The organism is Pantoea sp. E956-1 (assembly GCF_982223955.1).
This window is the reverse complement of record NZ_CEUYZP010000001.1, coordinates 1,474,344-1,498,409: the sequence shown is the minus strand read 5'-3', so window position 1 is coordinate 1,498,409 and position 24,066 is coordinate 1,474,344. Positions and strand designations below refer to the sequence as shown.

Below are 24,066 nucleotides of genomic sequence, written 5' to 3'. Positions count from 1 at the left end.
ACGGGATATTCTAGCACACCCTCACTCGGGGACATTTTTGTTTAATCGCTGAAAATGCTATTATTCAGCGGTTTCGTGATGAACAGGAACCATTATGGCTCAGATTAGTCGTTCGGCGCTGGTCCCGTTTAGTGCCGGGCAGATGTACAAACTTGTAAATGATGTGGATGCCTATCCGCAATTCCTGCCGGGTTGCACCGGAAGCCGCGTGCTGGATGCGTCAGATAATCAGATGACTGCGTCCGTGGATGTGTCGAAAGCGGGCATCAGCAAGACATTTACCACCCGCAATACCCTGACAGATAACCAGAGCATCCATATGCAACTGGTTGATGGACCGTTCCGCAAGCTGACCGGCGGCTGGAAGTTCGTCTCGCTGGGCGATGACGCCTGCAAGGTTGAATTAAGCCTGGAGTTTGAATTCACCAACATGCTGGTAGAGATGGCCTTTGGTCGTATCTTCAAAGAGCTTGCTAACAGCATGGTGCAGGCTTTCACTCAGCGTGCCAAAGAGGTCTACAGTGCCTGAGATCTCCGTTGAGGTGGTCTACGCCTTACCTGAAAAACAGTATCAGCTTTACGTGAAAGTTGAGCAGGGCAGCACGGTAGAGCAGGCCATCCACAAGTCAGGGCTACTGGAATTACGTCGTGAGATTGACCTCAGCAGTAACAAAGTCGGCATCTACAGTCGGCCAGTGAAGCTGGGTGATGAGGTTAATGAGGGCGATCGTATTGAGATCTATCGTCCGCTGATTGCCGATCCCAAAGAGTTGCGCCGTCAGCGCGCAGAGCGAGCGGCAGAAAGCAAAAAATAAGTCGCCATCCTGTCAGGCTCAGTAGATAGCGGGCATAAAAAAAGGCGCTCAGTGCGCCTTTTTGCTGTCTGTCGTTTAAACAGTCTTACGTTCAGTCAGTCGCTGTTCCTGGCCAGATTCTGCTTATTGTCGATGTTAGTCAGAACACCGTTGCCATCAAAGTTCAGCGTCAGCGTCTGCTGCTTCACGCGCTCATGACCTGGCTCCTGACGGAAAACGTAATACCATACGTTGCTGCCAAACGGGTCTTTCATCATCGGCGTACCGAGCGTGTAAGCCACCTGTTGCTGGGTCATGCCGGTATGGATCTTGGCTACGTCGTTGGCTACCAGATAGTTACCCTGGTTGATATCAGGACGATAAACCACGCGCTCTAAGGTGGAACATCCGGCGGTCATCATCAACATTACTACTGCCGCGGCAGTCAGCGTTTTACAGCGCATCTATACATTCCTTTTCCGGGGCCAAACGCCTTTTACAGGCGGTTTTCTTGCCATCAAAATCTGAACTCTGCCTGCGGCAGGCTTTATTACTTTGGCGACATAAGTGCCGATGATAATAAACCTTTTCGCTATTGGAAACCTCTACAGAGCAAGCTTATGACCCCAGCCGGTTAAAAAAGTGCGCTGCTATGCGGCTAAAAGTTCTTTTGCGTTGGCCAGGGTGTTGCGTGTGACCTCGCTGCCACCCAGCAGTCGTGCCAGTTCCTGCAGACGTGCACGCTTGTCCAGCGGCTGCATATGGGTCTCGGTCATCGCACCATCGGTCTCTTTACTGACATAAAAATGCTGATGACCACAACCGGCAACCTGCGGCAGGTGGGTTACGCACATCACCTGGGTCGATTCGCCCAGCTGACGCAACAGTTTACCCACTACGGCGGCAGTCGGGCCGCTGATCCCGACATCCACTTCATCGAAAATCATCGCCGGCGTTTCCATTTTCTTCGCGGTGATGACCTGAATCGCCAGGGCGATACGTGAAAGCTCACCGCCCGAAGCGACTTTGCCCAGCGGCTGCAGTGGCTGACCTGGGTTTGTCGTCACCTGGAAATCAACGCGGCTCGCACCGTCTGCAGTCAGCTGATCCGGATTAAAGGTCAGCGCGATTTTAAACTGGCCATGCGGCATTGAGAGCAGATGCATACTCTGAGTAATCAGCAGCTGCAACTCATCGGCATAGTGGCTGCGCTGCTGATGCAGCTGCTCTGCGCTGTGCAGCGCCGCCTGATAGTGTTCACCCACCAGTAATTGCAGGCTCTCCTGATCGCTCTCATGCTGAGACAGCAGTTCCGCTTCTGCCAGCAGTTGCTGATGCAGTTCAGGCAGCCCTTCAGGGGTGACGTGATGCTTACGGGCTAAGGCGATCTGGCGCGAAATACGCTGTTCCAGTTCATACAGGCGGTTTGGATCCAGATCGAGGCTGTCGCAGTAGTGGCGCAGCTCATCGCTGGCTTCGCTTAGCTGAATCGCCGCCTCTTCCAGCAGGTTGTGAACGCCGTTCAGCTTCTCATCCAGCGAGGTCAGTTCTGAAATCATCTCACGCGCGCTGTAGAGCAGGCTGTTGAGATTATTGTCATCGCTGTCAGCTAACAGTTGCAGTGCCTGCTGGCTGGTTGACAGCAGCTGTCCGCTGTTGGCCAGACGCTTATACTCTTCGTCGATCTGCTCATATTCCCCCTGCTGCGGAGCGAAGTCGTTCAGCTCTTTCAGCTGATACTGCAACAGCTCGCGGCGTGATTCGCGCTCCTGCGCCTGCTGCTGATGCAGCGCCAGGGTGCGGCAGCTCTGATGCCAGGTCTGATAGCTGGCGCGCATTTGCTGCAGCAGATCGTCGTGACCCGCATAGGCATCCAGCAGATGTTTCTGGTGGTCTGGTTTGAGCAGAAGCTGATGGGCATGCTGGCCGTGAATCTGAATCAGCAACTGGCCGAGATCGCGCAGCTGAGAGAGCGGCACTGCCGTGCCATTGATAAAGCCGCGGGAACGTCCGTCAGCGCTGATAACCCGGCGCAGCAGACATTCGTTGCCATCGTCCAGATGATTATCAATCAGCCAGCGCTGAGCAGAAGGGGAGGACTTAAGCTGGAAGCGGGCACAGAGGTCGGCCCGGCTGGCGCCCTGACGCACCATGTCGGCATCAGCACGACCACCCAGACATAACCCCAGCGCATCAATCGCGATTGACTTACCGGCACCGGTCTCACCAGTGATTGCTGTCATGCCGCGTTGAAAATCAATGTCGAGCTCACGAACGATAGCGAAATTACTGATGGTCAGTTGGGCCAGCATAGGTTCACCTGTATGAATAAACACATATGGTTTTTCATACAGTATAAACTGGTTTTTTATCCAGTAAAGAGGGGAGGCCGCATTTCAGAACAATTTTTTTGACCAGCCCAGTTTTGAACTCAGTGTATTGAAATAGCTGTAGTTTTTGGGGTGAATCAGGTTCAGGTGGTTGGCGCTGCGTCGAATCAGTACATCCTCGCCTTCCTGAATCGGCAGCGCAATCTGGCTGTCACAGCTGATTTCCAGATCGCTGCGGCGCGAGGAAAAGCGCAAACGGATGGTACTGCTGCTGTTGATGACCAGTGGCCGCGCTGACAGCGTATGCGGGAACATCGGCACCAGCACAATCGCTTCGAGTGACGGCGTCAGAATCGGGCCGCCCGCAGAGAGCGAATAGGCGGTCGAGCCGGTGGGTGTCGAAATAATCAGCCCATCCGATCGCTGGGAGAAGGCGAACACTTCATCGATATAGACTTCAAATTCGATCATGTGCGCGACTTTGCCGGGATGCAGCACCACTTCATTGATAGCGGAGCCAATACGCGGCGAGCAGTCAGATTTGCACACCTGCGCTTCCAGCAGAAAGCGGCTCTCGACGAAATAGTTGCCCTGCAGCACCTCATCCAGCTGTTGCTGCGCATTGTCCGGGTCAAGGTCGGTAAGAAAGCCGAGATTACCGCGGTTAATCCCAATCACTTTAATGTCGTAGCGCGCCAGTACCCGCGCTGCGCCCAGCATATTGCCATCACCGCCCACCACGACCGCTAAATCGGCCTGCTGACCAATCTCCGCCAGCGTGCCCGTCTGCACGTCGTGAAGCGACAGCTCCTGCGCAATTTGCTTCTCAACGATCACTTGATAACCTTTGGCTGTCAGCCAGCGCCAGAGCATCTCATGCGTGGTTAACGCGGTGGGATGGCGCGGATGACCCACAATACCAATGCAGTTAAAGTGTTTGTTCATCTGGTCGGTGTTCCTTATAAGCCAAAACGGTAAGGCAATGTGATAGGTTCCCTTGAATCCGTCATACCAATCCCCATAATAAGCCAACCAGCGAAATGAATGTGCAAAACGCGGAGAAATTCATGAGTAGTAAAGAACAGAACACCCCAAACGAGCAAGTCTCAGACGAAATTCAGCAGGATCAGCAGCAACCTCAGGAAGCGGAGACAGCGGCAGAGGTGGATCCGCGTGATGAGCGTATTGCTCAGCTCGAAGCTGAATTAGCGCAGTCACAGACCGGTGTGCGCGATGCCCAGCTGCGTGCGCAGGCAGAGATTGAGAACATTCGTCGTCGTGCCGAGATGGACGTTGAGAAGGCGCACAAATTTGCGCTTGAGAAGTTTGCCAACGAACTGCTGCCGGTGATCGACAGCCTCGAACGTGCGCTGGAAGTAGCGAACAAAGAGGACCCACAGCTGGCTTCGATGATTGAAGGGATTGAACTGACCCTGAAAGGCCTGCTGGGCGCCGTGCGTAAATTCGGTGTTGAAGTGGTCGGCGAAACCGGCGTGCCATTTAACCCGGAAGTGCATCAGGCGATGTCGATGATGGAGTCTGAAGAGTTTGAGCCTAACCATGTCATGCTGGTAATGCAGCGTGGCTATACGCTGAATGGTCGCCTGCTGCGCCCGGCGATGGTTGCGGTTTCCAAAGCTAAAAGCTGATTCAACGCCTGAATCCCGTTACACGGCCGCGCACTGACGCGGCCGTGTGCTTTCTGGCGTCAGTCAGGTAAAACCGGCGTCCAGTCCACCGGCTTTTTACCGGCAGCGCTCAGCAGCTCATTGGTTGTTGAAAAGTGTTTGCAGCCGAAAAAGCCACGGTGCGCGGAGAGCGGCGAGGGATGCGGTGCCTGCAACACGTGATGGCGCTGGCGATCGATAATGCTGCCTTTCTTCTGCGCATGTGAACCCCACAGCAGAAAAATCACCCCTTCACAGTGCTGGTTAATCGCCGCAATCACATTATCCGTAAAAGTCTCCCAGCCAAATCGCGCATGGGAATGCGCTTTGCCCGCCTCAACCGTCAACACGGTGTTCAGCAACATCACGCCCTGTTTTGCCCAGCTCTCAAGAAAGCCATGATTAGGCTTCTGAAAACCTGGAATATCCTGCATCAGCTCTTTATAGATATTCTGCAGAGAGGGCGGCACCTGGACGCCGGGCAGTACCGAGAAGGCCAGGCCGTGTGCCTGATGAGGCCCGTGATAGGGATCCTGACCGAGTATCACGACGTTGACGTCGCCCAGTTCCGTCAGGCGAAAGGCGTTGAACACATCTTTCTGCGGCGGATAGACCGTGACACCTGCGGCGCGTTGATCGGCAACCTGCTTCAGCGTCTCGATAAAATAGGGTTTCTCTTTCTCTTCAGCCAGCACGTCGTGCCAGGTCAGCTTTTCAGCCATGTTTAACTCCCTTAACGTTAGTGCCATAAGCTTAGCGGTTCCTGCCGCTGACCTGAAGGCAAAAATAATTTGAATAATACAAATTAAGTTTAGGTGGCAGGGGTATTGAGATCAACGGGTTAGCTTAAAAGCGGCCGGAATGCCTGATTAATATTGATACAGGTCAAAACTGTCCGAAATCAAAGGTGATATACCGGGGCCTCAAATTTGATTTATCCACGTATTACCCGGGAGACGCAATCATGATCACTGGTATCCAGATCACTCAATCAAACAATTCACAACTACTGAACTCCTTCTGGCTGCTGGACGAAGAGAAAGCCGAAGCGCGTTGCCTGTGTGCAAAAGCGGGCTACGAAGAAGATCAGGTTGTCGCCATCAGCGAACTGGGCGAATTCGCTTACCGTGAAGTGCCGGTTGAAATCAAACCTCAGGTACGTGTTGAAGGTGGACAGCATCTGAACGTCAACGTTCTGCGTCGCGAAACGCTGGAAGATGCAGTTAAACATCCTGAAAACTATCCGCAGCTGACTATCCGTGTTTCAGGCTATGCCGTGCGTTTTAACTCACTGACGCCTGAGCAGCAGCGCGACGTGATTACCCGTACCTTTACTGAAAGTCTTTGAGCAGCCTGAGTTATCGACTGCTGAAAATTAGCGCAAAGCGCACACAGCAATTTTTATCAATATTATGAATAAGATAAACAGTTAACTGCCCGGCACGCTGATGCCAGTATCGTGAAGAAAGCGCTCTGGCAGACAAAAGATTGTGAAAGGGCTGTTACTGATTATCAGATAAAAAAAATCGCCTCCAGTGAGGCGATTTTTTTGTGCTTGCGATGATTTATTCCGCATTCTCGTTAGCTGGCGTACTGCCGCTTGCCTTGCGGCGTTTGCCGACATTTTTGGCATCACGATGGCGTTTTTTCACACGCGGTTTTTCTGTTTCACTGGCTTTCTGCTCTGCACGCTTCGCCAGAACCTTTTTCGACGGTTTGCCGGTCGTTTTGGCACTTGGTGCCCGCGTCTCAGGACGCAGCTCATCAATCACACGCGCTTTGATCGGCTCGTTCACGTAGCGGGTGATTTTGCCCAGCAGCACGAAATCGTGCGCTTCAACCAGTGAGATGGCGATGCCTTTACGGCCTGCACGACCGGTACGCCCGATGCGGTGCAGATAGGTATCCGCGGTGCGCGTCATGTCATAGTTGAAGACGTGACTGACATCTTCAACGTCAATGCCGCGCGCGGCAATATCCGTCGCAACCAGCACGTTAACGCGGCCTTCACTCAGACGTTTAATCGCTTCGTTACGCTTCGCCTGCACCATTTCGCCTTCAAGATAGCTGCTACGAATCCCCGCTTCGTGCAACCAGCTCACCAGCTCATGCAGACGTTCACGCTTACGCACGAACACGATGCTGCGCGTCACATCCGGCTGTTTCAGCAGATGGATCAGTAATTTGGTCTTGTGCTGCAGATCGTCAGCGCGGTAATACCACTGCTGGATCTTTTTGCGCTCACGGCGGCTTGGGTCCGCTTCCAGCTCAACCGGATCGTTCAGCAGACGCTCGGCGAAGTCACGGATATTGTCGCCTTCCAGCGTGGCGGAGAACAGCAGAGTCTGCTTGCGCCAGCGTGTTTCAGCCGCGATGGTTTCGATATCCTGGGCAAAGCCCATATCAAGCATGCGGTCCGCTTCATCCAGCACCAGGGTTTCTACGGCGCGGCAGTCAAAGTTCTCTTCTTTGATGTACTGCAGCAGACGGCCGGTGGTGGCGACCACGATGTCCTGGTTTTCGCTGAACACTTCGGCATGGTTCATATAGGCCACGCCGCCAGTAATGGTGGCGATGTCCAGATGGGTATGTTTCGCCAGCTCACGCGCATGATCGGCGACCTGCATCGCCAGTTCGCGGGTCGGGGTCACAATCAGGATGCGTGGCGGGCCAGATTTCTTACGCGGAAAATCAAGGAGGTGCTGCAACGCCGGTAACAGATACGCGGCGGTTTTCCCGGTCCCTGTAGGTGCCGAACCCAGAACGTCACGGCCCTCCAGCGCGGGCGGAATTGCAGCAGCCTGGATCACTGTTGGGCGCGTAAAGCCTTTTTCCTGCAACGCTTGTAGCAGGCTTTCGTCGAGTTCGAGTTCGGAAAATGTGGTTACTGTCATGGTCTACCTCAGTTTGGGGCGCTGATTATAGACAGATCAGACTGAATCTTCATCTGTTAATCCGTTTCGGCTGCGCCTGGGGTTGTCTGCCGCGTGAATTCCCTCTGTTGTCACGTTACACTCATGCGCTGCCGTACGGCAGGAAAAAAACGATGGTAGTGACGAATGATGCAGGATAAGCCGCGTGAACGGCCACAGTTAAACAAGAACGGTTTTACCTTTAAACAATTTTTTGTTGCGCACGATCGCTGTGCGATGAAAGTGGGTACCGATGCCATTCTGCTTGGGGCCTGGGCGCCGGTTGCCGGGGTAAAACGTATTCTGGATATTGGCAGCGGCAGCGGGCTTATCGCGCTGATGCTGGCGCAGCGTACGCCGTCGCCGGTCAACATCGATGCGGTTGAGCTAGAACCGGAAGCCGCGCTTCAGGCACAGGAGAATGTGCAGCAGTCGCCGTGGCCTGAACGTATTCAGGTTCATCAGCGTGATATCGCCGACTGGGCTGAACAGTGTGATAAACGTTATTCGCTGATCGTCAGCAATCCGCCTTATTTTGCACCTGGCGTGGCCTGTTCTACCGCGGCACGGGACAGCGCCCGTGCCACTGCCTCGCTCGATCATCAGACACTGTTGCGCAGTGCTGCATTACTGATTGAAGAAGAGGGGATGTTCTGCGTGGTGCTGCCCACCGCGACCGGCCAGGAATTCATCGCCCTGGCGCAGGCGGATGGCTGGCATCTGCGTTTCCGGCTGGACGTGGCGGAATATGCCCATCGTCCGCCGCACCGCGTCCTGCTGGGGCTGTCGCCGCAGGCCGGGGAAACTCTGCTGGAGCGTCTCGCTATCCGCACGCCGGACACCCGCTATTCTGATGAGTGGTGTAGCCTGACGCGGGAATTCTACCTTTTTATGTAGTCCGGCGGCGTCAGGATGGTTGGCCGCGCCTCGGGCAGTAAATCCGGGTAGTCGCGGATATAATGCAGGCCGCGACTCTCTTTTCGCTCCAGCGCACAGCGCACCATCAGATCAGCGACCTGCACCAGATTCCGTAGCTCCAGCAGATTATTGGAGAGGCGGAAATGACGATAATATTCATCGATCTCCTGCTGAAGCAGGTTGATGCGACGCAGCGCCCGCTCCAGCCGCCGGGTCGTGCGGACGATTCCCATGTAATCCCACATGAATAACCGCAGCTCGTGCCAGTTATGCTGGATCACCACGCGCTCATCGGCGTCATCGACCTGGCTTTCATCCCATGCGGGTAGCGCAGTAACGGCTTCGATGGCGGGCAGGGTGCGAATCAGCGCCTCTGCGGCGGACCAGCCATACACCAGACACTCCAGCAGCGAATTGGATGCCATGCGGTTAGCGCCATGCAGGCCGGTATAACTCACCTCACCGATGGCATACAGGCCACTGACGTCGGTCTGGCCATGCTGATCAACGACCACGCCGCCACAGGTGTAGTGCGCGGCAGGTACAATCGGGATGGGTTCTTTGGTGAGGTCAAAGCCAAAGGTCAGCAACTTCTCATAGATCATCGGGAAGTGCGCGCGGACAAACTCCTCAGGCTGGTGGCTGATATCCAGATACATACAGTCAACGCCCAGCCGCTTCATCTCATGATCGATGGCCCGGGCGACGATATCGCGCGGGGCGAGTTCGGCACGCTCATCGAAATCGGGCATGAAACGGCTGCCATCGGGACGCAACAGCCAGGCACCTTCTCCGCGTAACGCTTCGGTTAACAGGAAATTCTGTGCCTGCGGATGAAACAGGCAGGTCGGGTGGAACTGGTTAAATTCCAGATTGGCAACCCGGCAGCCGGCACGCCAGGCCATTGCGATGCCGTCACCGGAGGCGATGTCGGGGTTAGTGGTATATTGATAGACTTTGGCGGCACCGCCAGTTGCAACCACCACGGCCCGTACCCGACAGGTTTCCACCTGTTCGCGATTACGGTTCCAGATCCATGCGCCCACCACGCGGCGTGGGCCTGGCAGGCCGATTTTATCTGAAAGAATCAGATCGACCGCGTTGGTGCGTTCCAGAATCCGTATATTGGGATGGCTCAACGCCTGGCTTACCAGCGTCGTTTCAACCGCATGGCCGGTGGCGTCAGCGCTGTGCAGGATACGGCGATGACTATGCCCGCCTTCCCGCGTCAGGTGATAACGCATGTCGCCGGCTGCCTGCGGATCGAGATCAAAGGCGACGCCGTTGTCGATCAGCCACTGCACGCAATGCCGGGCATTACTGGCGATAAACGAGACGGCTTCACGATCGCATAATCCTGCCCCGGCAATCAGCGTATCTTCGATGTGCGACTCGATGCTGTCAGTCTCATCAAATACCGCAGCAATACCGCCCTGGGCATACAGGGTTGACCCCTCATTGACCTGCGCTTTACTGAGAACGGTTACCTGATACTGTTTTGCCAGCCGCAACGCCAGCGACAGGCCAGCAGCACCGCTGCCCACAATGAGTACATCACACTGATAATCCGGGTTCGCATTCATCATAATGTTTAATTTACTAAACAAGAATAGGCCTGAGCATAAGCGCAATGGGGGTTGCTGTGAAGTATTTTAAACATCTGGCGCAGATTTTTGTGTGGTGATTTCCCAAAGTCACTTAATATCAGTGAGTTAAAAGCGGGCTGGTTTTGGCGTGGTTTTTTATATCAAACTTATTAAACCTAAAGGATTTAATGATGAAAAAGCTGTTGTCATAGGTTACTCTGCCTGCGATTTACGCTCCTTACACTGAACGAAAACGAAGAACCTGTGTAATGTCCATCGGAGCGGTAAATATCAGGGCGAGAAGTGAACTTCGCACCACATCACAACTCTAAGCGCATGCTTGCTCAGAACCATGAGATGTGCTGGCAGTTACTTTTATGCGTATGAAAAATTTGGGGAGACATTACCTCGGATGAGCGAGCAGTTGACGGACCAGGTCCTTGTCGAGCGCGTACAGAAGGGAGATCAAAAAGCTTTCAACTTACTGGTGATCCGTTACCAGCATAAAGTGGCGAGCCTGGTTTCACGCTATGTTCCCTCGGGCGACGTACCTGATGTAGTACAGGAATCGTTTATTAAAGCGTATCGCGCGCTGGATTCATTCCGGGGCGATAGCGCGTTTTATACCTGGCTGTACCGCATTGCGGTAAATACAGCGAAAAATTACCTGGTTGCTCAGGGGCGTCGTCCGCCATCCAGCGATGTGGATGCTATTGACGCAGAAAATTTCGAAAGTGCGGGTGCATTAAAAGAAATTTCGAACCCTGAGAACTTAATGTTGTCAGAAGAATTGAAACAAATTGTCTTTCGTACCATCGAGGCGCTACCCGAGGACTTGCGTATGGCAATCACCCTCAGGGAACTGGACGGTCTGAGCTATGAAGAGATCGCCGTCATTATGGATTGCCCGGTAGGCACTGTTCGATCACGTATCTTTCGTGCGCGAGAGGCCATTGATAACAAAGTTCAACCGCTTATCCAACGTCAGTGATAACGGCTACTGGAAGGGTACATAGGCATGCAGAAAGAAAAACTTTCCGCTTTAATGGATGGTGAGACCTTAGATAACGAGCTGTTTTCCGCCTTGTCTAAGGACGCAGAATTACAGAAAAGCTGGGCAAGCTATCATCTCATTCGCGATACCCTGCGCGGTGATGTGGGCGATGTCATGCATTTTGATATTTCTGCGCGCGTCGCTGCTGCCATCGAAAAAGAACCGTTGCGTACAGTTACAACGCTGATCCCTGAAGCTCAGCCAGAACCTTCCCGCTGGGAGAAAATGCCGTTCTGGAAAAAAGCGCGTCCGTGGGCTGCGCAACTGACCCAGGTCGGTGTCGCTGCCTGTGTTTCACTGGCCGTGATCGTAGGCGTTCAGCACTATAACCAGCCAGAGGGCAGCGCCACGCAGACCTCTGACTCTCCGGTGTTCAATACGATGCCGATGATGGGCAAAGCGTCTCCGGTGAGCCTGGGGGTGCCGTCTGATGCATTCGACACCAACAGTTCTAATCAGCAGGTTCAGGACCAGCGCCGTCGCGTGAATGCCATGCTGCAGGATTACGAACTGCAACGTCGCCTGCACGCTGACCAGCTGCAGTTTGAAACCGACGCGCCAAAACAGGCGCAGGTTGATGTTCCCGGAAACCAATCATTAGGACAGCAGCAGCAGTAATGAAGCCGCATTGGTATGCTGTTAGCCTGCTGACAGGCAGCCTGTTGTGGTCATCTGCCGCCCCGGCGCAACCTTCTGCGTCAGGGGCGCTATTGCAGCAGATGGAGCAGGCAAGTCAGAATCTCAATTACGAATTCGCCTATATCAACGTCTCCCGCATCGGCATCGAATCGCTGCGTTATCGTCATGCTGTAATCGATAACCGGATATTCGCGCAGCTGTTGCAGATGGACGGGCCACGTCGGGAAGTGATCCAGCGCGGCAACGATATCAGTTACTTCGAACCCGGCCTCGATCCCTTTTCGCTCCCCGGCAATCACATTATCGATGCGTTGCCGTCGGTGATTTTTGCTGATTTCACCAAGCTCGCCACAGCCTATGATTTTATTACCGTAGGCCGCTCACGCATTGCCGATCAGATGTGTGATGTGTTGCGCATCGTTTCACGCGATGGCACCCGTTACAGCTATGTGGTCTGGCTGGATGTGGACACCAGGCTGCCGCTGCGCATCGACCTGCTCGATCGTGATGGCGAAACGCTGGAGCAGTTCCGCGTCATCAGTTTTGCGGTGGACGAAGGGGTGCGCAATCTGATGCAGGGGCTGGAGAAAGCCAATCTGCCTCCGTCGCTTTCCGTGCCGAAAGGGGATGCGGTCACGCTCACCTGGCAGCCGGGCTGGATACCTGCCGGTATGTCGCTGGTGTCGCAGAATCGCCGCACGCTACCCGGGCTGAATAAAAATATGGAATCGAAGCTCTACAGCGATGGCCTGTTTAGTTTCGCGATCAACGTGACGCCGGCCGATAAAACCAGCACAACGCAGACATTGCGCACTGGGCGTCGTACGGTCCAGACCGTTGTGCGCAATAATAACGAAATAGCGGTGATCGGCGAATTACCGCCCTCTACCGCCAAACGTATTGCGGACAGCATCGACCTGGGGTCACAAAAATGATGAGAGAATGGGCCACCGTGGTGGCATGGCAGGATGGCATCGCCACGCTGCACACCGAAGCTAAAACCTCCTGCAACAGCTGTCAGGCGCGTAAAGGCTGTGGCAGCCACATGCTGAATAAGCTCGGTCCGAAGAATGCTCACGTGATGCAAATCGCCAGCAGCAAGCCGCTGCAGCCGGGGCAGCGGATCGAACTCGGTATCAAAGAGAGCAGCCTGCTGGGTTCAGCGCTGCTGGTCTACATGACGCCGCTGTTTGGCCTGTTCCTGGTTGCCGGGATGTTTCAGGCGCTGTTCAGCAGCGATCTGGCCGCCGCCTGCGGTGCGCTGCTTGGCGGCATCGGCGGCTTTATTGTCGCCAAAGGTGTTTCAATGAAATTCGGCGATCGTGAAGCCTTTCAGCCGGTCATTCTGAACATCGCCTTGCCTCCCGATGCGCTGCGTGTTGAAAGCGAAGCGTAACGCACGTCCAGGCCGCGCATCCCGCGGCCTTTGTCTGTTCTGCCTCGCGCAGATATCTGTTTCGCTTCCACCACGTTCCATTCTTTTATGCGCGGCGTTAACAGTGTAATATGCGTCGTCATTAATGAGGCTGACAGGATTGTGGGTAAAGAGCGATCTTCCTGAATGTGTCTGTGCTCAGGTTTTCAACTGAATTTTAAGCGAAGATATCCCAATAAATGAAGCACATAAGAAATTTCTCCATCATCGCTCATATCGACCATGGCAAATCTACGCTCTCTGACCGCCTGATTCAGATTTGTGGCGGCCTTACCGCTCGTGAAATGGCTGCTCAGGTTCTTGACTCTATGGATCTGGAGCGTGAGCGTGGCATCACCATCAAAGCACAGAGCGTCACACTCGATTACCATGCGAAAGACGGCCAAACTTACCAGCTCAATTTCATCGACACTCCAGGCCACGTAGACTTCTCTTATGAAGTTTCCCGCTCACTGGCCGCCTGCGAAGGCGCGCTGCTGGTGGTGGATGCTGGTCAGGGTGTTGAAGCGCAGACACTGGCGAACTGCTACACCGCGATGGAGATGGATCTGGAAGTGGTGCCGGTTCTGAACAAAATTGACCTGCCCGCCGCCGATCCCGATCGCGCTGCGCAGGAAATTGAAGATATCGTCGGCATTGATGCGACTGACGCAGTACGTTGCTCAGCCAAAACCGGCGTCGGCGTTCCGGAAGTGCTGGAACGCTTAGTGCGCGACATTCCGCCCCCACAAGGCGATCCGGAAGGCCCGCTGCAGGCACTGATTATTGACTCCTGGTTCGATAACTACCTGGGTGTCGTTTCGCTGGTGCGTGTGAAAAACGGCACTATGCGTAAAGGCGACAAAATCAAAGTCCTGAGCACCGGCCAGGTTTATAACGCTGACCGACTGGGTATCTTTACTCCGAAACGGGTTGATCGTAATGAGCTGAACTGCGGTGAAGTAGGCTGGCTGGTCTGCGCCATTAAAGATATCCTCGGCGCACCCGTGGGCGATACGCTGACTACCGCACGTAACCCGGCAGACAAAGCGCTGCCAGGCTTTAAAAAAGTGAAGCCGCAGGTTTACGCCGGGCTGTTCCCTATCAGCTCTGACGACTATGAAGCGTTCCGTGATGCGCTCGGTAAGCTGAGCCTGAACGACGCCTCGCTGTTCTATGAGCCAGAAAGCTCAACGGCGCTGGGCTTTGGTTTCCGCTGCGGCTTCCTTGGTCTGTTGCACATGGAGATCATCCAGGAGCGTCTGGAGCGCGAATACGATCTCGATCTGATCACTACCGCACCGACGGTGGTGTATGAAGTCGTGACGACCAGCGGCGAAATCGTTCATGTTGACAGCCCATCCAAGCTGCCGCCACTGAACAATATCGAAGAGCTGCGTGAACCTATTGCCGAATGTCACATGCTGCTGCCGCAGGAGTATCTGGGCAACGTTATCACGCTCTGTATTGAGAAGCGTGGCGTGCAGACCAACATGGTTTACCACGGCAACCAGGTTGCGCTGACTTACGAAATTCCGATGGCTGAAGTGGTACTCGACTTCTTTGACCGTCTGAAATCAACCTCGCGCGGCTATGCCTCGCTGGATTACAACTTTAAACGTTTCCAGCCTTCAGACATGGTACGCGTTGACGTACTGATTAACTCTGAGCGTGTGGATGCGCTGGCGCTGATTACCCACCGCGACAATGCGCCTTATCGCGGCCGCGATCTGGTTGAGAAAATGAAAGAACTCATTCCGCGTCAGCAGTTTGATATTGCAATTCAGGCCGCCATCGGTAACCACATTATCGCGCGTTCAACGGTCAAACAGCTGCGTAAAAACGTTCTCGCCAAGTGTTATGGTGGTGACGTCAGCCGTAAGAAGAAACTGTTGCAGAAACAGAAAGATGGTAAGAAGCGAATGAAGCAGGTTGGTAACGTTGAGCTGCCACAGGAAGCGTTCCTCGCCATTCTGCATGTCGGTAAGGACAGCAAATAAGGATTTCCAATGGCTAATATGTTCGCCCTGATTCTGGCGATAGCGACGCTGATTACTGGCATCGTCTGGGTAATTGATCGTTTTAAATGGGCACCTGCGCGTCGTGCGAAACAGGCTGCGGCACAGGCCCAGACTGGTAACTCGCTCGACAGCAAAACGCTGGCGAAGGTCTCTTCACAGCCTGGCTGGGTTGAAACTACTGCATCGGTATTCCCGGTGCTCGCCGTGGTTTTCATCGTCCGTTCGTTTATCTACGAACCGTTCCAGATTCCCTCTGGCTCGATGATGCCGACACTGCTGATTGGTGACTTTATCCTGGTGGAGAAGTTCGCCTACGGCATTAAGGATCCGATTACCCAGACGACGCTGATCCCAACCGGCCAGCCGAAGCGTGGAGATATCGCGGTATTTAAATATCCGAAAGATCCGAGCCTGGACTACATTAAGCGTGTTATCGGCCTGCCGGGCGACAAAGTCATCTATGATCCTTACAGCAAAACGCTGACGGTAAAACCGACCTGCGCCGATGATAAAGCCTGTGACACCGCGCTGGCGGTGACCTACACCGACATTGCGCCAAGTAACTTTATTCAGACCTTTAGTGGCTTTGATGGTAACGAAACCGGCAACGGTTTTTATCAGGTACCGCAGGGCGATACCATGCGTGGTGGCCTGCGTCTGGCAACCCGCAAAGAGACAATCGGTAACGTGACGCATGACATTCTGCTGGTAAACGAAGCGCAGAGTCAGGCTGGCATGTATTATCAGCAGCCGGGTCAGCCGCAGTCGAGCTGGATCGTGCCGAAAGGGCAATACTTCATGATGGGCGACAACCGTGATAACAGCGCCGACAGCCGCTACTGGGGCTTTGTCCCGGAGCGTAATCTGGTCGGTAAAGCGGTCGCTATCTGGATGAGCTTTGAGAAACAAGAAGGCCAGTGGCCAACCGGCGTGCGATTCAGTCGCATCGGTGGTATCCACTAACATTATTGTCTGATTAACAGGCAAATCGGGTGGCCTCCTCAGGGAGGCCACTGCACACCAAACGGAACGTGTTGGATTACCAGCCCCGTTTGGTATGCAGAGTCACAGACGCAACAAAGAACTGGAATCGCATGAACCCCATCCTGATTAACAAGCTTCAGCGTAAACTGGGCTACACTTTTACTCATTCGGAACTGTTACAGCAGGCCCTGACTCACCGCAGCGCCAGCAGTAAGCACAACGAACGCCTGGAATTTCTTGGCGATTCTATTCTTAGCTATGTGATTGCTAATGCCCTTTATCACCGCTTCCCGCGGGTTGATGAAGGTGACATGAGCCGCATGCGCGCCACGCTGGTGCGGGGCAACACGCTGGCTGAAATGGCACGCGAATTTGATCTTGGCGAGTGCCTGCGCCTGGGACCCGGTGAGCTGAAAAGCGGCGGTTTCCGTCGTGAATCGATCCTGGCGGATACGGTGGAAGCGCTGATTGGCGGTATCTTCCTCGACAGCAGTATTGAGCGGGTAGAGCAGCTGATCCTCGACTGGTATCAGAGCCGTCTGGACGAAATCAGCCCTGGCGACAAACAAAAAGATCCGAAAACGCGCCTGCAGGAGTATCTGCAGGGACGTCATCTGCCGCTGCCAAGTTATCTGGTGGTACAGGTACGTGGCGAAGCCCACGATCAGGAATTCACCATTCACTGTCAGGTGAGTGGCATGGCCGAGCCGGTTGTCGGCGTCGGCTCCAGCCGTCGTAAAGCCGAGCAGGCAGCGGCTGAACAGGCACTGATAAAATTAGGTCTTGAATAGATCTGTCGGGATGACAGTACCGGAACCGGCACTGAACCATTAACCCGACATTCTATCCCGGCGTCAGATGACGCTGAATGACACATGACTCAAATAGCACTCTTTCGGCGCCGCATCAGGCGCTGAACAATTCAGGACTCGAATGAGCGAAAACGTTACTTATTGCGGCTTTGTCGCGATTGTTGGCCGACCAAACGTCGGTAAATCCACCTTACTGAACCAGTTACTGGGGCAGAAGGTGTCGATCACCTCGCGTAAGCCGCAAACCACGCGCCACCGCATCATGGGCATTCATACCGAAGGCGAATATCAGGCGATCTACGTCGATACCCCCGGTCTGCACATGGAAGAGAAGCGCGCCATTAACCGTCTGATGAACCGCGCAGCCAGCAGTTCCATTGGCGACGTAGAACTGGTGATCTTCGTGGTTGAAGGCACTCGCTGGACGCCCGATGATGAGATGGTGTTGGGCAAACTGCGTGACAACAAAGTGCCGGTGGTGCTGGCGATCAATAAGGTCGATAACATCCAGGATAAAAGCATTCTGCTGCCGCATCTGCAGTTCCTGAGCCAGCAGATGAACTTCCTTGATATCGTGCCTATCTCTGCTGAGAGCGGCAAAAACGTCGATACCATTGCGGCAATTACCCGCAAGCATCTGCCGCAGGCCGATCATCACTTCCCGGAAGATTACATCACGGACCGTTCACAGCGTTTCATGGCGTCAGAGATGATCCGTGAAAAACTGATGCGCTTCCTGGGTGCTGAACTGCCTTACTCCGTTACGGTTGAGATCGAGCGCTTCGTGACCAACGAGCGTGGTGGTTACGATATCCACGGTCTGATTCTGGTTGAGCGCGAAGGGCAGAAGAAGATGGTAATTGGCAACAAAGGCGCCAAAATCAAAGTCATCGGAACTGAAGCGCGCAGGGACATGGAAGAGATGTTCGAAGCGAAAGTGCATCTCGAACTGTGGGTGAAAGTGAAATCCGGCTGGGCAGATGACGAACGTGCGCTGCGCAGCCTGGGTTATACAGACGATCTCTGATTCAATGGAAGGCTGGCAACGCGCCTTTGTGCTGCATAGTCGTCCCTTCAGCGAAACCAGTCTGCTGCTCGATCTGTTCAGCGAAAGCGAAGGGCGGGTACGGGTACTGGCTAAGGGCGCACGTTCGCGGCGCTCGCACCTGAAAGGCGCGTTACAACCTTTTACCCCGCTGCTGGTTCGCTGGAGCGGACGCGGAGAAGTCAAAACCCTGCGCAATGCCGAAGCGGTGTCGCTGGCTTTACCGCTCAGCGGCATCACGCTCTACTGCGGTCTCTACGTCAATGAGCTGGTCTCGCGCGTATTGCAGCAGGAATCTCCTTTCCCGGAACTCTTCTTCGACTATCTCAATTGTCTTCAGGCATTAGCTTCAACGCATGGCAAGCCCGAACCGGCACTGCGACGTTTTGAACTGGCGCTGCTTGGTCACCTGGGGTATGGCGTCGATTTCCTGCACTGCGCCGGCAGCGGCGAGCCAGTCAGCGACAACATGACGTACAGCTATCGTGAAGAGCGTGGTTTTATTGCCAGTCTGGTAGTTAATCAGCGCAGCTTTACCGGGCGCGAGTTGCATGCCCTGTGCGAGCGTGAGTTTCCCGATGCCGACACCCTGCGCGCCGCAAAGCGGTTTACCCGTATTGCCCTGAAGCCCTATCTCGGTGGCAAGCCACTGAAAAGTCATGAGCTGTTCCGCCAGTTTATCCCTAAGAAAAAGCCTGAACAGGCAGAAGAATAGCGCTGGTCGTACCGCCTGTTTCACTTTGCGCGGTACACTCAACATCACGATGAAAAAGAAGTGAGGATGGTCATGGCTGAGTTGCTGTTAGGCGTCAATATCGATCACATTGCCACGGTGCGTAACGCCCGTGGGACAAACTATCCCGATCCGGTGCAGGCGGCGTTTATCGCCGAGCAGGCGGGCGCAGACGGCATTACCGTGCACCTGCGTGAAGATCGCCGTCACATCACTGACCGCGACGTGCGTATCCTGCGTGATACCATCCAGACGCGTATGAATCTGGAGATGGCGGTCACCGATGAGATGATCGGCATCGCCTGTGATATCCAGCCCCATTTCTGCTGCCTGGTGCCGGAAAAGCGTCAGGAAGTGACCACGGAAGGCGGGCTGGATGTGGCAGGGCAGCAGGAGAAGATGAACGCGGCCGTAAGACTGCTGAGTGACGCGGGCATTCTGGTTTCGCTGTTTATCGATGCCGATCACCGTCAGATTGAAGCGGCCGTCGCCAGCGGCGCACCTTACATCGAAATCCATACCGGCGCTTACGCCGAGGCACCAGAGGGACTGGCGCGTGACGCTGAACTGGCGCGTATCCGTCACGCCGCGACTTTTGCCGCCAGCCTGGGACTGAAGGTCAATGCTGGTCACGGTCTGACCTACCACAACGTGCTGCCGATTGCGGCGCTGCCGGAAATGCATGAGCTGAATATCGGCCATGCGATTATTGGCCGTGCGGTGATGAGTGGCCTGCCGGATGCGGTCAAAGAGATGAAACAGCTGCTGCGTGAAGCCCGCCGCTGATGGCTATTCTGGGACTGGGGACAGACATCGTTGAGATTGAACGCATCGCCGGCGTGATAGAGCGCTCCGGCGACCGGCTGGCACGGCGGGTGCTGAGTGAAGCGGAATGGCAGCAATATCAGGCGCACAAGCAGCCGGTGCGCTTTCTCTCTAAACGCTTTGCGGTAAAAGAGGCAGCAGCAAAAGCCTTTGGCACCGGCATTCGCGGTGGTCTGGCATTTAATCAGTTTGAAGTTTACAACGATGCGCTGGGGAAACCGGGATTACGCTTCTTTCAGCATGCCGCTGACGTGGCGGAGAGGCTGGGCATCAAACACGTTCACGTGACGCTGGCTGATGAGCGTCACTACGCCTGCGCCACGGTAATTATTGAAAGCTAGCCGTACAGCAGCACGAACTTCTCCCACAGTGCATCACGTGATTCGGTGTACTGTGGGTCAATGATGATGGTGTTGTCGATGGGGCATACCTGCTGACAGGTTGGCACCTCATAATGCCCGACGCATTCCGTGCAGCGGCTGACATCAATCTCATAGATCGCATCGCCCAGTGAAATAGCCTGGTTCGGGCACTCCGGTTCACACATATCGCAGTTAATGCATCTGGACGTAATCAACAGCGCCATTTTACCCACCTGATAACAACAGAAAAAGCGCGGGTATTATACGCGCTGCCGCTGATCAGACCAGCTTTTTCACCAGCGCTTCGCTATGGCGGATATGACTGGACGCGCGTTCCGGATCGTTTTGTACCAGCGCCATAAACAGCAGATCGGTCAGTGCCAGCTGCGCCGTTGTCGAGGAGATGGCCGCGCTGCGGGTACTCTGCTCTTCGGCCACCGTATAGAGACAGTAGCTGGCGCTCTGTTGCAGTGTATTCGGCGTAAAGCCGGTAAAGGCCACGACATCGGCGCCCACCTGAACCGCCTCCTGCGCGGCCAGATTGATCTCCCGTCGTTCACCAGTGTAAGAGATGGCGAGCAGTACATCGCCTGGCCCCATCGCCTGCACGCTGGCCAGCAGGGCGTGCATATCCTGCTCCGCCACCGCATTAATACCGATCTTCATCAGTTTCCAGGAGAAGTCCTTCGCCACCAGACCCGAAGCGCCGATGCCCACCAGTAAAATACGCCGGGCATTTTTCAGCAGCTGCAACACATCGTTGAGCTTCTCTTCGCTGTTGATATCCAGCGTGGCGCGGATCGCCGAGAGTTTCTCCGTCAGCAGCTTTTCACCCACCATTTTAAGGGGGTCGTCGCTGAGGATATGGTTATGCACGGTAATGGCATCTTTGTCCGCCAGTGATTCACTCAGGGCCAGCTTAAGCGCCGGAAAACCTTTGTATCCCAGTTTCTGAGCAAACTTCACCACGCTCGACTGGCTGACGCCAGACTCTTCCGCCAGCTTTTGCGAACTCAGGTGGCGCGCCCGATCGGGTTGCGACAGTAAAAAATCAGCCAGCCGACGCTCGTTCAATGCCAGACGTGGATAAAGCTGGCGAATGCGCAGCAATGAACTCATGCCCAATCCTCGTAATTCAGGGATAATCTGTGAAGAATAAACTATTCATCAGGCATTGTAGTCATCGGAATTAAAAATGACAGTCATCGCCGTACCGCCTGATGATGGCTACACTACTCTTTATCGTCTTAGAATCAGCCTGAAGGAGAGATTTTTGACCAGGGGAACACAACGTCGCGTCGTATTTTTTGATCTGGATGGCACTTTGCACCAGCAGGATATGTTCGGCACTTTTATGCGCTATCTGCTGCGTCGCCGTCCGCTTAATCTGCTGCTGGTGGTGCCATTACTGCCGGTGGTAGGTATCGGCTTGCTGTTTAAAGGTCGGGCGGCACGCTGGCCCATGAGCCTGCTGCTCTGGTCGATTACTTTTGGCCGTTCTGAGCGGACGCTGCTACGACTCGAAGCTGAATTTGCACAGTGGTTCCGCCTGCGCGTCAAAGCCTTTCCGGTGGTGCAGCAGCGCCTGACGGATTACCTCGGCAGTGACGATGCTGACGTCTGGCTCATTACCGGATCGCCACAATCGCTGGTGGAGCAGGTCTATTTCGACTCCGCGTTTTTGCCACGTGTGAAGCTGATTGCCAGTCAGATGCAGCGCGGCTGGGGCGGGCGGGTACTGGCAATGCGCTGCCTCGGCCATGAGAAAGTGGCACAGCTTGAAGAGAAAATCGGCACGCCGCTACAGCTCTACAGCGGCTATAGCGACAGTAAACAGGACAACCCACTGCTGTTTTTCTGTCAGCATCGCTGGCGCGTAACACCCGCTGGTGAGCTGCAACAGCTGGAATAAGTTTCTAAAGGATCGGTGAGACCGCTATAATGCGCCGCTTTTCTGTCGCCCGGAGTGGTCAGCATGAAACAACAAGATGAATACTGGATGCGCCATGCGCTTGACCTGGCGCGCCGGGCGTGGGAGCAGGGCGAAGTGCCGGTGGGTGCGGTGCTGGTTCAGAATGACCGGGTGATCGGTGAAGGCTGGAACCGGCCCATCGGCCAGCACGATCCGACGGCGCATGCAGAAATTATGGCGTTGCGGCAGGGCGGTAAAGTACTGGAAAATTATCGTCTGCTGGACACCACGCTCTACGTGACGCTGGAGCCGTGTGTGATGTGCGCCGGCGCCATGGTTCACAGCCGCATCAGCCGACTGGTCTACGGTGCGCACGATATCAAAAGTGGGGCGGCAGGATCGCTGCTCGATGTGCTGGGGCACCCCGGTATGAATCATCAGGTTGAATTACACAGCGGCGTGCTGGCTGATGAGTGTGCCGCTATGCTGAGCGACTTCTTCCGTATGCGTCGCGAGCAGAAAAAAGCGCTGCGTCAGGCACAACGTCAGGATTAATTCATCGCAATCTTCGGTTCGACCGCCGGATAGCCCTTCGCCAGTTCGGCCTGGGCTTCCGCCTGCTGCGCCAGGCGTTTTTCCTGCTCCTGCAAATAGCCCACCAGGCTTATCTGATACTTGCGGATATTTTCCACATAGTTATAGGCTTCATGCCCACGGGCATAGCCATAAGCCGTCTGCGTGTAGTAACGCTTCTGGCTCAGCATGGGCAGACGCAGCTTTACATCCGCCCAGCTGTCCGGATTACCGCCCTGACGGGCTGTGAGTTTACGGACATCCAGCATATGGGCATAGCCCATGTTATAGGCCGCCAGCGCAAACCAGATGCGCTCATCTTCCGGGATGGTCTGCGGCACCTTCGCCATCATATCCTGCAGATACTGACTGCCGCCGCGAATGCTCTGTTCGGGATCGGTACGGTCGCCCACATCCAGGCTCTCAGCGGTGTTTCGGGTCAGCATCATCATGCCACGCACGCCGGTAGGGGAGGTGGCCTGCGGGTTCCAGTGCGACTCCTGATAGGAGATCGCCGCCAGTAGTCGCCAGTCAATGCTGGTGGCGTACTTCTCAAACAGCGGTTTGATGTCGGGCAGCGTGTTGTCGATGGCGCGCAGGAAAGTGCGGGTATCGACATAATCAAAGGTGCCGACGTGGCCGAGATATTTCTCCTCCAGCCGCGCCATCGCCCCTTCTTCACCCATACCGTTAAAGAAGTCGAGCATCGCGGCATTCAGGCTGTCGTCTTCGCTGTGCCGCACATACCAGGTGACCGGCTCTTCATCAGTAACGTCAAACGCCACCGCCAGCTGCGGATAGATGCGCTGCAGCAGAGCGATGGTCACGGAGTCGCCAATCGTATAGTCGAGCTTGCCGTCTGCCACCGCTTCCAGCAGGGCTTTAGGACTTTGATCGGTGGAGATCGCCCAGTCCAGATCGGGGAACTGATTAGAACGCGCGTTCTTCAGCGTTGACAGATAAGCCGATCCTGACGCAACCGTCAGCCGCCCCTTTAAGTCACCGAGGTTTTTAGGGCGCGGCTTATCCACGCGATAGACCAGCTGCTGCGAAACGTTGTAGTAGCCTGGACCGGTCTGATAGCGGGTCAGGCGTTCGCTGTTATAGTTCAGACCCGCGGCCAGCAAATCGGCTTTGCCATCATCTAAATCGTCAAACAGATCGCTCAGGTTGGGACGTACTGTCACCTTGAGTTTGACGCCCAGATAATCGGCGAAGCGTTTTGCCAGCTCGTAATCCATACCGGCCGGAGATTGGTTCACTGTGTAGTAAGTCAACGGGGAATTGATGGTACTGACACGCAGTACTCCCCGTGATTTAATCTGTGATATCTGGTCCTGCCCACCCCCATACCAGGGAATGGATGGCCATAGCGCTAACGCTAACAGCACGGCAACCAGACCGATAAACAGATAATTAAATTTTAGGCGTTTCAAATAGTTATCTCTCGCTGGCTCTAAGGCCTCTGTCTTTTAAAGGCAGTAT

The 24,066-nt window shown here is 54.8% G+C and carries 27 protein-coding genes; 18 read left to right on the top strand and 9 right to left on the bottom strand.

Features of this window, described 5'->3' with window-relative positions:
* Positions 1 to 94 precede the first annotated feature (94 nt).
* Together AC0T7J_RS07140 and AC0T7J_RS07135 are read left to right on the top strand one after the other, a co-directional pair.
* Positions 95 to 529 carry a type II toxin-antitoxin system RatA family toxin gene (locus AC0T7J_RS07140; RefSeq protein WP_010257692.1) on the top strand — a complete coding sequence of 145 codons (435 nt, stop codon included), beginning with the start codon at positions 95 to 97 and terminating at the stop codon, positions 527 to 529.
* Positions 522 to 815, top strand: a complete 294-nt coding sequence (locus AC0T7J_RS07135; RefSeq protein WP_039389659.1) for an RnfH family protein — start codon at positions 522 to 524, stop codon at positions 813 to 815. Before AC0T7J_RS07140 ends, AC0T7J_RS07135 begins: the two co-directional genes overlap by 8 nt.
* A 95-nt stretch (positions 816 to 910) precedes the next feature.
* Here AC0T7J_RS07135 and bamE read toward each other — a convergent pair whose 3' ends face one another.
* The 3 genes from bamE to nadK form a co-directional block, all read right to left on the bottom strand.
* Positions 911 to 1,258, bottom strand: coding sequence for an outer membrane protein assembly factor BamE (gene bamE / locus AC0T7J_RS07130; protein WP_010672176.1), 348 nt, complete (start codon positions 1,256 to 1,258; stop codon positions 911 to 913).
* 186 nt (positions 1,259 to 1,444) lie between these two features.
* Positions 1,445 to 3,106 (bottom strand): DNA repair protein RecN, encoded by a 1,662-nt coding sequence (gene recN / locus AC0T7J_RS07125; RefSeq protein ID WP_143789985.1) that lies wholly within the window; start codon positions 3,104 to 3,106, stop codon positions 1,445 to 1,447.
* A gap of 84 nt (positions 3,107 to 3,190) precedes the next feature.
* Entirely contained in the window at positions 3,191 to 4,069 is an 879-nt protein-coding gene (nadK, locus tag AC0T7J_RS07120) for an NAD(+) kinase (protein ID WP_010257685.1), read from the bottom strand.
* A 122-nt stretch (positions 4,070 to 4,191) separates the two neighbouring features.
* Here nadK and grpE point away from each other — a divergent pair, with 122 nt between their 5' ends.
* Positions 4,192 to 4,773 (top strand): nucleotide exchange factor GrpE, encoded by a 582-nt coding sequence (grpE, locus tag AC0T7J_RS07115; protein WP_010257683.1) that lies wholly within the window; start codon positions 4,192 to 4,194, stop codon positions 4,771 to 4,773.
* A 59-nt stretch (positions 4,774 to 4,832) separates the two neighbouring features.
* Here grpE and ung read toward each other — a convergent pair whose 3' ends face one another.
* Entirely contained in the window at positions 4,833 to 5,513 is a 681-nt protein-coding gene (ung, locus tag AC0T7J_RS07110; protein ID WP_010257681.1) for a uracil-DNA glycosylase, read from the bottom strand.
* A gap of 242 nt (positions 5,514 to 5,755) precedes the next feature.
* On the opposite strand from ung, the gene grcA reads away from it, so the two are divergent.
* Positions 5,756 to 6,139 carry an autonomous glycyl radical cofactor GrcA gene (gene grcA / locus AC0T7J_RS07105; protein ID WP_010672180.1) on the top strand — a complete coding sequence of 128 codons (384 nt, stop codon included), beginning with the start codon at positions 5,756 to 5,758 and terminating at the stop codon, positions 6,137 to 6,139.
* 217 nt (positions 6,140 to 6,356) lie between these two features.
* Here grcA and srmB read toward each other — a convergent pair whose 3' ends face one another.
* Positions 6,357 to 7,685 (bottom strand): ATP-dependent RNA helicase SrmB, encoded by a 1,329-nt coding sequence (gene srmB, locus AC0T7J_RS07100; protein WP_010257676.1) that lies wholly within the window; start codon positions 7,683 to 7,685, stop codon positions 6,357 to 6,359.
* Positions 7,686 to 7,850: 165 nt separating this feature from the next.
* Between srmB and trmN the strand changes: the two genes are divergently transcribed.
* On the top strand, positions 7,851 to 8,600 hold the full coding sequence (trmN, locus tag AC0T7J_RS07095; RefSeq protein WP_061703688.1) for a tRNA(1)(Val) (adenine(37)-N(6))-methyltransferase TrmN: 750 nt from the start codon (positions 7,851 to 7,853) through the stop codon (positions 8,598 to 8,600).
* On the opposite strand, the gene nadB is transcribed toward trmN, so the two are convergent.
* Entirely contained in the window at positions 8,585 to 10,204 is a 1,620-nt protein-coding gene (gene nadB, locus AC0T7J_RS07090) for an L-aspartate oxidase (protein WP_473793202.1), read from the bottom strand. The two genes, trmN and nadB, sit on opposite strands and share 16 nt — an antisense overlap.
* A 415-nt stretch (positions 10,205 to 10,619) precedes the next feature.
* Between nadB and rpoE the strand changes: the two genes are divergently transcribed.
* The 11 genes from rpoE to acpS all read left to right on the top strand — a co-directional run bounded on the left by rpoE (position 10,620) and on the right by acpS (position 20,075).
* The gene (gene rpoE / locus AC0T7J_RS07085; RefSeq protein ID WP_010257669.1) at positions 10,620 to 11,198 is read left to right on the top strand and encodes an RNA polymerase sigma factor RpoE; all 579 of its coding nucleotides are present in this window, start codon (positions 10,620 to 10,622) and stop codon (positions 11,196 to 11,198) included.
* A 27-nt stretch (positions 11,199 to 11,225) separates the two neighbouring features.
* Entirely contained in the window at positions 11,226 to 11,879 is a 654-nt protein-coding gene (gene rseA, locus AC0T7J_RS07080; protein WP_473793085.1) for an anti-sigma-E factor RseA, read from the top strand.
* Complete coding sequence (gene rseB / locus AC0T7J_RS07075) at positions 11,879 to 12,835, top strand: sigma-E factor regulatory protein RseB (protein WP_473793084.1); 957 nt, start codon at positions 11,879 to 11,881, stop codon at positions 12,833 to 12,835. The genes rseA and rseB overlap by 1 nt, the downstream gene beginning before the upstream one ends.
* The gene (rseC, locus tag AC0T7J_RS07070) at positions 12,832 to 13,296 is read left to right on the top strand and encodes a SoxR-reducing system protein RseC (protein WP_473793082.1); all 465 of its coding nucleotides are present in this window, start codon (positions 12,832 to 12,834) and stop codon (positions 13,294 to 13,296) included. The genes rseB and rseC overlap by 4 nt, the downstream gene beginning before the upstream one ends.
* A gap of 218 nt (positions 13,297 to 13,514) precedes the next feature.
* Positions 13,515 to 15,314 (top strand): translation elongation factor 4, encoded by a 1,800-nt coding sequence (gene lepA, locus AC0T7J_RS07065; protein ID WP_473793080.1) that lies wholly within the window; start codon positions 13,515 to 13,517, stop codon positions 15,312 to 15,314.
* 9 nt (positions 15,315 to 15,323) lie between these two features.
* Positions 15,324 to 16,298 carry a signal peptidase I gene (gene lepB / locus AC0T7J_RS07060; RefSeq protein ID WP_473793078.1) on the top strand — a complete coding sequence of 325 codons (975 nt, stop codon included), beginning with the start codon at positions 15,324 to 15,326 and terminating at the stop codon, positions 16,296 to 16,298.
* 131 nt (positions 16,299 to 16,429) lie between these two features.
* Positions 16,430 to 17,110, top strand: coding sequence for a ribonuclease III (rnc, locus tag AC0T7J_RS07055; RefSeq protein ID WP_167430204.1), 681 nt, complete (start codon positions 16,430 to 16,432; stop codon positions 17,108 to 17,110).
* A gap of 142 nt (positions 17,111 to 17,252) precedes the next feature.
* Positions 17,253 to 18,158: a GTPase Era gene (gene era, locus AC0T7J_RS07050; RefSeq protein WP_010257653.1), complete on the top strand. Its 906-nt coding sequence runs from the start codon at positions 17,253 to 17,255 to the stop codon at positions 18,156 to 18,158.
* 4 nt (positions 18,159 to 18,162) lie between these two features.
* Positions 18,163 to 18,891 (top strand): DNA repair protein RecO, encoded by a 729-nt coding sequence (gene recO, locus AC0T7J_RS07045; protein ID WP_473793200.1) that lies wholly within the window; start codon positions 18,163 to 18,165, stop codon positions 18,889 to 18,891.
* A gap of 72 nt (positions 18,892 to 18,963) precedes the next feature.
* Positions 18,964 to 19,695 (top strand): pyridoxine 5'-phosphate synthase, encoded by a 732-nt coding sequence (gene pdxJ, locus AC0T7J_RS07040; protein ID WP_010257647.1) that lies wholly within the window; start codon positions 18,964 to 18,966, stop codon positions 19,693 to 19,695.
* The gene (gene acpS, locus AC0T7J_RS07035; RefSeq protein WP_473793075.1) at positions 19,695 to 20,075 is read left to right on the top strand and encodes a holo-ACP synthase; all 381 of its coding nucleotides are present in this window, start codon (positions 19,695 to 19,697) and stop codon (positions 20,073 to 20,075) included. Before pdxJ ends, acpS begins: the two co-directional genes overlap by 1 nt.
* On the opposite strand, the gene AC0T7J_RS07030 is transcribed toward acpS, so the two are convergent.
* On the bottom strand, positions 20,072 to 20,320 hold the full coding sequence (locus AC0T7J_RS07030) for a YfhL family 4Fe-4S dicluster ferredoxin (RefSeq protein WP_473793073.1): 249 nt from the start codon (positions 20,318 to 20,320) through the stop codon (positions 20,072 to 20,074). The genes acpS and AC0T7J_RS07030 overlap by 4 nt on opposite strands.
* A gap of 55 nt (positions 20,321 to 20,375) precedes the next feature.
* The gene (locus AC0T7J_RS07025) at positions 20,376 to 21,215 is read right to left on the bottom strand and encodes a MurR/RpiR family transcriptional regulator (protein ID WP_010257643.1); all 840 of its coding nucleotides are present in this window, start codon (positions 21,213 to 21,215) and stop codon (positions 20,376 to 20,378) included.
* A 154-nt stretch (positions 21,216 to 21,369) separates the two neighbouring features.
* Here AC0T7J_RS07025 and yfhb point away from each other — a divergent pair, with 154 nt between their 5' ends.
* Together yfhb and tadA are read left to right on the top strand one after the other, a co-directional pair.
* Positions 21,370 to 22,008 carry a phosphatidylglycerophosphatase C gene (gene yfhb, locus AC0T7J_RS07020; protein ID WP_473793072.1) on the top strand — a complete coding sequence of 213 codons (639 nt, stop codon included), beginning with the start codon at positions 21,370 to 21,372 and terminating at the stop codon, positions 22,006 to 22,008.
* A gap of 63 nt (positions 22,009 to 22,071) precedes the next feature.
* A complete protein-coding gene (tadA, locus tag AC0T7J_RS07015) occupies positions 22,072 to 22,563 on the top strand; it encodes a tRNA adenosine(34) deaminase TadA (protein WP_473793070.1) in 492 nt (163 codons plus the stop codon).
* Here the strand turns inward: tadA and mltF are convergent.
* Complete coding sequence (gene mltF / locus AC0T7J_RS07010) at positions 22,560 to 24,017, bottom strand: membrane-bound lytic murein transglycosylase MltF (RefSeq protein WP_473793068.1); 1,458 nt, start codon at positions 24,015 to 24,017, stop codon at positions 22,560 to 22,562. The genes tadA and mltF overlap by 4 nt on opposite strands.
* Between the last annotated feature and the right edge of the window lie 49 nt (positions 24,018 to 24,066).